Annotated in this window: 8 protein-coding genes; 1 reads left to right on the top strand and 7 read right to left on the bottom strand. The window is 53.6% G+C overall.

What is annotated here, in order from left to right:
• Positions 1-142 precede the first annotated feature (142 nt).
• From H598_RS0112885 to H598_RS0112855, 6 genes are all read right to left on the bottom strand, one after another.
• Complete coding sequence (locus tag H598_RS0112885) at positions 143-586, bottom strand: YaiI/YqxD family protein (protein WP_028113387.1); 444 nt, start codon at positions 584-586, stop codon at positions 143-145.
• 114 nt (positions 587-700) lie between these two features.
• The gene (locus H598_RS0112880) at positions 701-2,158 is read right to left on the bottom strand and encodes a methyl-accepting chemotaxis protein (protein WP_028113386.1); all 1,458 of its coding nucleotides are present in this window, start codon (positions 2,156-2,158) and stop codon (positions 701-703) included.
• 352 nt (positions 2,159-2,510) lie between these two features.
• On the bottom strand, positions 2,511-3,965 hold the full coding sequence (locus H598_RS0112875) for an MBL fold metallo-hydrolase RNA specificity domain-containing protein (RefSeq protein WP_028113385.1): 1,455 nt from the start codon (positions 3,963-3,965) through the stop codon (positions 2,511-2,513).
• A gap of 206 nt (positions 3,966-4,171) precedes the next feature.
• Positions 4,172-5,272, bottom strand: coding sequence for a KTSC domain-containing protein (locus H598_RS25595; protein WP_084144460.1), 1,101 nt, complete (start codon positions 5,270-5,272; stop codon positions 4,172-4,174).
• Entirely contained in the window at positions 5,272-6,075 is an 804-nt protein-coding gene (locus H598_RS0112860; RefSeq protein ID WP_156897036.1) for a hypothetical protein, read from the bottom strand. The genes H598_RS25595 and H598_RS0112860 overlap by 1 nt, the downstream gene beginning before the upstream one ends.
• Before the next feature lie 21 nt (positions 6,076-6,096).
• Positions 6,097-7,395: an endonuclease/exonuclease/phosphatase family protein gene (locus H598_RS0112855; protein WP_028113383.1), complete on the bottom strand. Its 1,299-nt coding sequence runs from the start codon at positions 7,393-7,395 to the stop codon at positions 6,097-6,099.
• A gap of 552 nt (positions 7,396-7,947) precedes the next feature.
• Between H598_RS0112855 and rimO the strand changes: the two genes are divergently transcribed.
• Entirely contained in the window at positions 7,948-9,396 is a 1,449-nt protein-coding gene (gene rimO, locus H598_RS0112850) for a 30S ribosomal protein S12 methylthiotransferase RimO (RefSeq protein ID WP_028113382.1), read from the top strand.
• Here the strand turns inward: rimO and H598_RS0112845 are convergent.
• Positions 9,393-10,427, bottom strand: coding sequence for an AraC family transcriptional regulator (locus H598_RS0112845; RefSeq protein ID WP_281171314.1), 1,035 nt, complete (start codon positions 10,425-10,427; stop codon positions 9,393-9,395). The two genes, rimO and H598_RS0112845, sit on opposite strands and share 4 nt — an antisense overlap.
• Positions 10,428-10,569: the final 142 nt, after the last annotated feature.

Here is a 10,569-nt window from a genome sequence, read left to right as displayed (position 1 = left end):
GCGGCCACCACTACCGCCGCCAACACCTAACCCTCATCGTGTCGCCCTTGCGAACGCGAGGGCCTAGTGGCTTTGATTTTAAGTAAGTGCAAAAAAGCTACTGGCTACCCGCGTTCGCGGGCACGACAGGGCGCTTAAACCATCAACGTTGGGCCAGGATGCGATCCAAATGATTGGCAAATGCTTGGCGGTCCTGTTGGCTCAGAGGCGGCGGCCCGCCTGTATCCACACCACTGGCACGCATGGTATCCATAAAATCACGCATGTTCAGCCGTGAGCGAATATTGCTGGTGGTGTACAACTCCCCCCGAGGACTTAGCGCCAAGGCTCCTTTCTCAATCACTTCGGCCGCCAGCGGAATATCACTGGTGATCACCAGATCCCCCGCCTCAGTGAGTTTCACAATCTCATTATCCGCCACATCAAAGCCTGCGGGGACCACCATGGCACTGATGTACTGCGACGGCGGTGTCCGCATGGCGTGGTTAGCCACCAGCTTGGTGTGCACTTGCGTGCGTTCGGCGGCGCGAAACAGAATCTCTTTAATCACCACCGGGCAGGCATCGGCATCAACCCATATCTTCATCGTTTTTGACCTGTTTCTAGGAACTCTGCGCAGGGTACAGCGCCGCCAGGTCCCAGGCAAACAAAAGGGGAGTCACCTCCCCTTCAATGATGTTGCTTTGGTCCAGTGTTAACTCTATTCGGCGGTGCGATACTTATGCAAAATCTGCCCAAGAGACTGAGAGCTATCAAACAACTCCTGAACGCTGACCGCCGATTGCTCTGAGCTGTTGCGTATGGCATTGGACTGACCGCGAATATCATACAACTCCGAAGCGATGTCGTTGGCCGCCGCCGTCTGCTGCTCAACCGCACTGACAATCTGAGCACTCATGTCCATCACCGCCTTGGCCGAGTCGGCAATGGCGGTCACGTCCTGACCAATCTCATTGATCAGTTCTCGGCTCTGATGGGCCTGCTTCAGGGTATGAGAAGTGATCTCAGAGATGCCCTGAGTTTCGGTCTGCAACTTATCGATCATCATCTGAATCTCGACCGTGGCCTGCTGTGTTCGGGAAGCCAGAGTACGTACCTCGTCGGCCACCACCGCGAAGCCCCGTCCCTGTTCACCGGCTCGAGCCGCCTCGATAGCCGCATTCAGCGCCAACAAATTGGTCTGCTCGGAGATGGCATTAATGGTGGTAATCACTTCGTTAATCTCGGTGGCCTTGGCATTGAGATTATTGACCGTTACCGATGCCGCATCGGTCTTGTCCGCCAGCTCAGTGGTTTCGATGATGGCGTTCTGCACTTTCTGATTGCTCTGCTCCACCATGGCACCATCCTGCTCCAGCTGTGCCGAAGTTTTCTGGGCCAGGTTGGAAATATCCTTGGCGGTAGCACTCATCTCCTCCATGGCCGTGGCCACCGAATCCAAGGAGCTGTACTGCTGATTGATCTGGCTTTCGTTGTTCTGGCTGTCCTGGCGGAAACCGGAGGCAGTCTGATTCAGAGTCGCCGAACTGCTTTTCACCGTACCCACCAACTCACTGATGGTGTCCATGGTCCGATCCAAGCCATGACCGATGATGCCGAACTCCTCTCGGCCCACATGAAAACCCAATCGAGAGGTCAAATCACCGTCCGCCAGACGGTTAATGGCCTGATTCATCACCCACAACGCGCCTCCGAGGAAGGTCGCCAGCCAGTAACACAACAGCGCCAGAGGAAGCAGCCATAAGGTGGTCAATCCCAGGCTCGACAATGCCTCACTACGAGCCTGAGCTTCGGCCTCGGGTGCAGTCACTGTGAGGGAGGCCGCACCACCATCAAAGGGCTGGCTGACCGTAATGCGATCGCCGCGACGCTCGGTGGCTGTGGGAGCGGGAACCAGCTGAATCCCCTCACGGGCCATCAACCGGCTTCGAGCATCACTGTCTGCCGGCAGTTCGTTTAACACGGATACCACGCCCGCCAATCGTGCCTGAACCACTTGTTCAGACTGCAACTGGGCCTGCAACCGGGCATCGAGATAATGATTGGTGGCCATCCCCATTACAGCCAGTGCTGCCATCAGAAACAGCAGCCAAAACTTCTCATTCAATGTCAGCTTGATAAACAAGCGGTCAATGGTTCTGAATTCTACTTCTCTCATCCGCTGCCTCATTCCGCCTTATACTGGCGTTAACATTTGTCAGACTAAAACTGTGACCCTAAGTATGTGCCGGACAATACTACCTTTTAATTTATTTACAAGTCTGTAATCCTGATCACACATAAAGCGGGGCGATTTGTGGCCGCACTCACCCAAAGTACGGTTATTCCACAGCATTTATGTAATTGTTGTACACATCTGAAAGGATATTTGGGCAAACAGGATTCAGACCCAGAGCAAACACAACCGCTGTCACACCACTATGGCTGTTATCGGCCTGTAACATCAGCAGCTTTAGCGCCAGCGCTGAATAAGGCTCAACAATCTGAATTTGTCTTTATATTCCAACTACTCACAGAGTAGTTTCCGGGCAGCATTGCGGTGCCAACCACACCAATTCAGGCAGTTGACTCAAATCCAGAGTGTCGGTTCTGTGAGCAATTACGGCATGAGAGCAGTGGGGTTGGAGATGGCTGAGCAAGGTTTTCTGGGCCTCGGGTTCACCGTGAACCAGCACCAAGGGCGGCGCCGAGGAAAACTGTCGATACCAGTGAATCAACTCCTGCTGATCGGCGTGGGCAGACAGGCCGCCGATGGTGTGAATTCTGGCCCGGGCTTCCACCGACTGTCCGCGAATTTTCAGCTCCTGAGCCCCATCCACCAGCAAGCGGCCGGGCGTACCGACAGCCTGATAGCCACAGATGATGATGTCCGCTTCCTGGCGCCATAAGTTGTGCTCCAGGTGACAGCGAATGCGCCCCCCATTACACATGCCACTGCCGGCAATAATGATCAAACCTCGATCTATCTCATTGAGGGCCATAGACTCTTCGGTAGTTTGCACAAAATTGACCTTGGTCAGCAGTGGATGCTGGCTGGGATGATGTCGCCGATACTGGTGAAATTCGGCGTCACACAGGTTGCTGTTGCGTACGTACACGCCGGTCGCCTGGGTGGCCATCGGGCTATCCAGATAAACAGACCAGCGGCTCAGATCCCACTCTTTGCCATACAGGTGAAACAGATACAGCAGTTCCTGAGCCCGACCCACGGAAAACGCCGGGATCAGAATGTTACCCTGGCTGGATTTCAGTGCCCGAGCGAAGATCGCTTTCAATTCGTCCAGCGTCTCCTGCCAGCCACGGTGCACCCGATCGCCGTAGGTGCTCTCCATCACCACCAGATCCGCCTGGTCAATAAAGCTGGGGTCCCGAATCACCGGCATGTCACAACGGCCCAGATCACCGCTGAACACCAACTTTTTGCGAAAGGAACCGGAATTCAGCCACAGCTCGATGATGGCAGAACCGAGAATGTGGCCAGCATCGCGCAACTGAACCGTCACCGCCGGACTCACTTCCGTCAGTTGCTCGTACTCCAGATCCACAAATAACGCCATCGCCGCGTCCACATCCGCCTCGGTGAACAACGGCTCCAGCAATGACTCGCCTCGTAGTTGGCGTTTTTCGTTGGCCCGCTCGGTTTGTCGCAACTGCAGCATTGCCGCATCCCGAAGCATGATGTCACACAGTTCACGGGTAGCTTTGTGGGTAAAAATGGGACCATCAAAGCCCTCTTTGACCAGCATCGGCAAGCGCCCTGAGTGGTCAATATGGGCATGGCTGAGTATTACCGCATCGATGTTGGAGGGAATGAAATCAAACGGCTCGCGATTGCGGGCGGCTTCCTTTTTTCCTCCCTGAATCAATCCGCAATCCAGCAGCAACCGCCATCCATCAACGGTCAGCAAATGACAGGAGCCGGTCACTTCGCCGGCGGCACCAAGAAAAGCCAGGGTCATTGTCATTGTGCGCCCTCCCGGCGTCTTCTATCTCGCTGAGATGACAACCTAAAAACACTCCGTGTAAAGGCAGCCTACCTCTAATAGTGCGCCCCGAACCCCAATTAGGCAAATTCCACCTGCCGCGACGGCAACACCGGTAACCCACATCATTCGCTGAACGGCTGGCCACAAAAAAGGCGCCGTTCGGCGCCTACAGCTAAATTCAGGTGCTACTCAATCTTGCGATAGGGATAGACACCACGGATATTGGCGTTAAAGAAGCTTCCCTGAGACTCGGCGCCGAGAAACGACTCGATCACCGACTCCGAAAGCTGTTGATAGCGGTAGGGGCCACCGTAGGTAAAGTTCAAATCAAGAATGCCACTCTTTGTCGATGCGCCATGGGAAGAAAACGCCGAAGACGCCGACGGCCATTGATTGAACATGGGCATCGGTACCATTTGATCGGCCATCGCCAGCATTTCAGCGGCGATTGTTGCTGCCTGCCCGGGCGACTCCAGATAAGAGGTAACCAGGCCATGACCACTCACATCACTGTCGGTGAAATCCGCTTGGTAATTGGCATCAATCGACCCCAGAAGCTCACGGACTAACCCCATAATCGCGTCCGTATCATTGGTGATGTGCGCCACCATCTGCTCAAACTCGGCACCGGCGTTACCGCCGACCGAATCCGCAGGATTGGCGATGCTCATCTGGGCCAGCATGGGGTAATCCCTCATGGGCCAATTGCCAGGAAAAGCATAGCCGCGGTACAACTCATCAAAGACCGCATTGCCATAGAAGTTTCCCTGAGAGTGAGTCACCAATATGGTTCTACTGCAGCCATCCATTGTCCGCTTCAATGCCGACGCTGCACCGAGGTAATCCTCCTCTCCCTGAACCCCGGGCGACACGGCAGCATAGGACTCGGCGATAATCTGGATCAGCACCTCCTGGTTTGGCACCAGCGTCAACACTCCACCGGTAATGACCTGGCTCAGCCCCTCCACCCATTTATCAAAGATGGAAGATGACTCGGCGCGATCTTGCATCTTTTGCTTTGCCACTTGTAAAAACTGACGCGTCACCGATTCACTCTCATTGTAAGAACCCACAACCGCCCCGGCGCTCGGGTACGTGTCACTCAGGTAACGCGTCTGGAATGCCTGCAATGCCAAACGGTTATCCAGATAGGCACTGTATTTGGTGAACATCCCATTGATGTAAAACAGGCGCAGGGTATCGACCTGGCGGGCGCATTCAGCAGGTGCCGCCATGGCGTGGCAGCCAAAACACAGCAACAGGACAGCTAACGGAAATTTCATCATCACTCCTCCACCGGACTCATCTGTTGACAAGGAAGATCAACCAGTACTGGCTGATAATCGTCACCCAATGCCTGATACAAACGGGACTCCGCTTCCAGATAGGCTTCCATTCGCTCAAAGGTATTAAAATAACGGTGCTGGAAACCACTCACGCCCTGATGCTCGCCAGCCAGGCTGCGAAAACAGGCGGAGACAGTCAATAACTCATCCACAAGTTCGGCCGCCGCAACCGGCGTCACCTCGCTGTCAGCCGAAGTGGCCATCGACACCATCTGTTTATACGCCGACGCCGCCCCCAGCCCCGCCTGACGCACGGCTTCAGAAGGGCTTTCCATTACCACGGCAACTTCGTAGTCATCACGAATGCCGTTGAAGTTGCTGTCGATACCTTCAAGGCCTTGTTTGGCATCGTCCGAATCCACTAACGGCAGATCGGTGCCAATACCAGGATGGGTGAACACTTGCCACTGGCAGCAGTCCCGCCCAGAATCCGGCTGAGCGAACCCGACCCCTTTAGCCAGATAAAATTGGTTGCCGAAACTCACCACCTTGCCCAACACGTAAAACCGTCCCGACCGCCATGGCTCAGGGTGGCCGATGTCGACTCTCACCCAATGGAACCGGCTTTTTGCCGGTGGATGACCGCGACCGGGCAGTCGCGCAACCCAAAGATGGTTAGATTCGCTGACAATCTCACCGCGGCGATAGTTCTCGTTGAAGCTGTAGGGGTCATATTCCGAAAAATCCAAGGCATAAGATGAAATGGAAAATATCATCAGAGCCAAATACAACATCCGTGTCATGTTTAGTCTCCTATAACGCACTCAAAATATTTGCCACTCTCCTGAAGCGGCATTGGAATAGCTTATGCGATCCACCTCCTTTCCCGAGATATAGAGTGAAATTGTTTCCTGGTCGTTGTTGAGAGAAAATGCCGTCGCTAGTGGCCTGACAGTAATCTCATCCAACGGTTGAATGTCCACCGAAGCCAGATAGTCACTGCCATACTCATCCCTGAGCGTTATCACTCCCTTAAATGTGTAATGTAAAGATGAGTTAATAACCAACAATTCATTGTCATTATCCGCCCCATCCGGATTAGCCAGTACCCTCTTAATCGACAGTGACTCTATTTTGGAAGCCGCATCAAATAGAGTCGTAAACAATGGAACATGATCAGACGCTCGTGTGTCACTGTTTCCCGCTACCGATACCGCCCCGGCAAAGACATCGGCAGAATTCACCATAGCGTGGTCTTTTAATGCCGGAGAGACCAGGATCTGATCATAAAGCGCCCGCTTCACCACATAGCCATCGTCGTAATTTAAAACATTGTCCTGCCTGCTCCCTGAGATTGTCGGGTTCAGACGGCTACGGTCCATACTGTCGATGGCTCTGGAGTTCAGTCCGTAGGTTACCGCATCCACCGACAGCAGTGATTCCGTTAGATTCTCCATAAACGAACCGGTGTTATTCTCCAGCTCTATTATCGATTTCACACCATTTTCCAAAGTGTTCAGTGAAGCGTCATCGCCGGTGTCATTGAAATCGCCCAGCAGCACCACATACTGCTCTGCGCTGGATGACAGATAATCAACAATCTCCAGGCTGGCCCCTATTCGTACCGGCTCAGAAGTCAGGCGACCGTTGTAACGCGATTTGGCGTGATGATTCAGCACCACGATCTCATCACTCAACTCGGCAACCTCAAGGTACACTTTGAGCACATCACGCTTATCCGGAAAATTGGAAGAGTCGGGAAATAGAAAGTCCAGTTTGCCAGCATCGTGTGTATTGCCTGACTCCAGTCGATATTTAACGTCTTTTTTGATAACAAAAGCCAGATTTTGGTCGTCCGTACTTTGGTCATCTATAACAATGTTCCAGTCTTCTTCAGGAAAAAAATAGATCAGCGCCCTGCGGTCTTTCACCTCCTGTAAAGCCCACAGGTCAAAATCCGCCAATTCAATAACCTGACGAAGATGACTTTCTCGAACGGAATTAACACAGGCGGTTAAATATTTAATGTTATACGTTGCCACGGTTAACGGCTTTGCTTTCGCCCACGTTGAAATCACCAGTGATATAAAAACACCAACCAGAATATGTCTATAGCCACCCATTCACGGTTTCCCCAATGCCAATTTACTTTTTATAAGTCTTTCTTATAAGTTGCACAGGAGGGCCTAATAAATACAAGGCAATTATTGATTGCATTACTTTTTCAGCGAGTCCATTCAACCGTACTCAACAAAATACGAAAGGTAACGTTTACTCATCCTCGCCTGCCGACCACCGACATTGGATTAACATCCTATCAAATTGATATTTAATCACTTTATTCGAACTCCCCCCCATTCATTGATTGAGTAACTCAACCTATATTTAGAGGCGGACCAGCAACTGCCAAAGACAAAGGCTTACACCACTCAGGGTGATTCCCCCACAGTCAAATCATCTGTGATGCCAGGATCTGTAAGCTGAGGCGCTCCCTCGCCTCTCAACCCCGTTCCGCTGTAAACTCTAGCAAAATAGTGACTTAGTAATCAGAGGCAATGTAACCAGCGGTGATCACCCCGAAGAACGAGGCTTGGACAATTTTTCGCCCTGCACATTTTCCCTGACTCAGGTATAATCCGCGCACTTCGAAACTTACCAACTGAATACAGGATGCCATGACCGTCGAAACCTTTGATCCCGGCAATGACACGCCAAAAGCGGTGCAACCGAATACCACCCACGCCACTAAGGTGGCCCCGGCCATGGGCCAGGGACGCGGCACCGGAACCCGCATCGGTTTCATCTCTCTGGGTTGCCCCAAGAACCTGGTGGACAGCGAGCGCATCCTGACCCAACTGCGGACCGAAGGTTACGACGTGGTCAACTCCTACGACGGCGCCGACCTGGTGATCGTTAACACCTGCGGCTTTATCGACAGCGCGGTACAGGAATCCCTGGATACCATCGGCGAAGCGCTGAATGAAAACGGCAAGGTGTTGGTCACCGGGTGTCTCGGTGCCAAAGAGGACGAAATTCGAGAGGTCCACCCCAAGGTGCTGGGCATCACCGGCCCCCACGCCTATGAAATGGTGCTGGAGCAGGTTCACAATCACCTGCCTAAGCCGGAGCACGATCCCCTGACGGCGCTGATCCCGGATCATGGCGTTAAACTGACCCCACGTCACTACGCCTACTTGAAGATCTCCGAAGGCTGCAACAACCGTTGTACCTTCTGCATTATTCCGGCCCTGCGTGGCGATCTGGTCAGCCGTCCCATCGGTGAGGTACTGGATGAAGCCAAACGCCTGAAAGAGGCTGGCGTTAAGGAACTGCTGGTGATCAGCCAGGACACCAGCGCCTACGGTCTGGATGTGAAGCACAAGACCGGTTTCTGGAACGGCATGCCGGTGAAAACCCGTATGACCGAACTGTGTGAAAAACTGGCCGAGATGGGGATCTGGGTACGACTGCATTACGTCTACCCATACCCGCACGTGGACGAAGTGATTCCGATGATGGCCGAAGGCAAAATCCTGCCTTACCTGGACATCCCCTTCCAGCACGCCTCCCCCAAAGTCCTGAAGGCGATGAAACGCCCCGGCAAGGCCGAGCGCACGTTGGAACAGATCAAAAAGTGGCGTGAGATCTGTCCCGATCTGGTGATCCGTTCCACCTTCATCGTCGGCTTCCCCGGCGAAACCGAGGAAGATTTTCAGCTATTGCTGGACTGGCTGGAACAAGCTCAGTTGGATCGGGTCGGCTGTTTCAAATACAGCCCGGTGGACGGTGCCGTCGCCAATGATCTGGCTGAATTGATCGATGACGAGGTAATGGAAGACCGTTACCAGCGCTTTATGGCAGTGGCAGCCCGAATCAGCGCCGAGCGCCTGCAGGCCCGTGTGGGCACCGAGATGCGGGTGATTGTCGATGAGCTCAATGACGAAGGGGCGGTAGCCCGCGCCTATTCGGACGCACCGGAAATTGACGGCAAGGTGATTCTGGGAGGCGAATTTGATGTCGAGGTTGGCCAGATGGTGTGGGCCTCCATCGAGTTTGCCAACGACTACGATCTGTACGCCACCATCGTCCGTGACGACAATGACGAGATCGAAGACCTGGGCTAACCCTGGTTGCACTCCTTTTCCCAGGCCGGCTCTATGCCGGCCTGTTCATTTTTACGGATCGCTTCCGGCGTCAAGCCAAACCAACGCTGACAGCCGCGATAGAAACTGGTGACCTCATCAAACCCCAGTAACAAGCTGATCTCCATATGGGTCAAATGACACTGCCGCAGGTAGTGGCAGGCCAACTCCTTACGGGCTTCGGCCAATACCGTCTGGAACGGTTTCTTCTCCGAACACAGCCGCTTTTGCAGGGTCCTGGGACTGATCCCCATCCGCTGTGCCACATGTTCCTTATCCGCCAGCCCAGACGGCAAACTCTCAACCAGCGTGGCTTTGACCTGACTGGCGGTCTCTGGCTGCGCATGCAGCTTGCGGATCAGTCGCAACAGGGTCGGTTCAAAGAACTGCCACATACCGTCATTCAGGGGTAAAAACGGGCGCAAGCAATCCTCGCGGCGGAACTCAATGGCGTTGCCGTCACCCAGTTCCAATTCAATACCATGCTGGCGCGCCAATGCCAGTGCATCATCGCTAACCTCATGGAGGCGCAAGGACTGTACCGGTAACTCCACCTTGGTTGCCATGTAGGCCAGATTCAAAATCAAGTACCACTCGGTAACAATCATCGATACCGGCAAGGACGATACCGGCATGTCGGATACCACCTCGACTCTGACCCAGTCATCGGCTTCGGTTACTCTCAACTGCTGCGGCCCCAGCAGCCCTTTAAAGCGTTGCAGTCGGCGTATGGCAGACAGCAGATCACTGCAACACAGACCCGCCATCATCGGCGCCGAGAAGTCATCGCTGTTGCATAACTGCACCAAAGTGCGAGCCAGATCAGCGGGCTCGAACTGTTCCTCCAGTGCCGACCACAGTGCCAGATATTGGTGGCTGTTAAGGCGAGCATCCGGATTGCTGAGCAGGGCGACATCCACCCCTGCACGCGCGAACACCGGCTGAGGATCAATTCCCAACCTACTGAAAACACGCCTTAGTTTGGTATCCAGAGGAAACCGTTTGTCCGCCATCATCGCGCTCCGACTTACATTCAGTACCGGTTCATTCGATCAAAGTTACCGACAGAAAGCAACCATAATCGACGTGGGCCACCATTACCAGCCCGCAAAAAAGTAGTCTTTGAGATCTTAAATGAAATTTTATTACGAATGA

Source organism: Ferrimonas kyonanensis DSM 18153, assembly GCF_000425405.1.
Taxonomy (GTDB): Bacteria; Pseudomonadota; Gammaproteobacteria; order Enterobacterales; family Shewanellaceae; genus Ferrimonas; species Ferrimonas kyonanensis.
The sequence above is the reverse complement of the archived record's forward strand: the minus strand, read 5'-3'. Positions and strand labels throughout refer to the sequence as shown.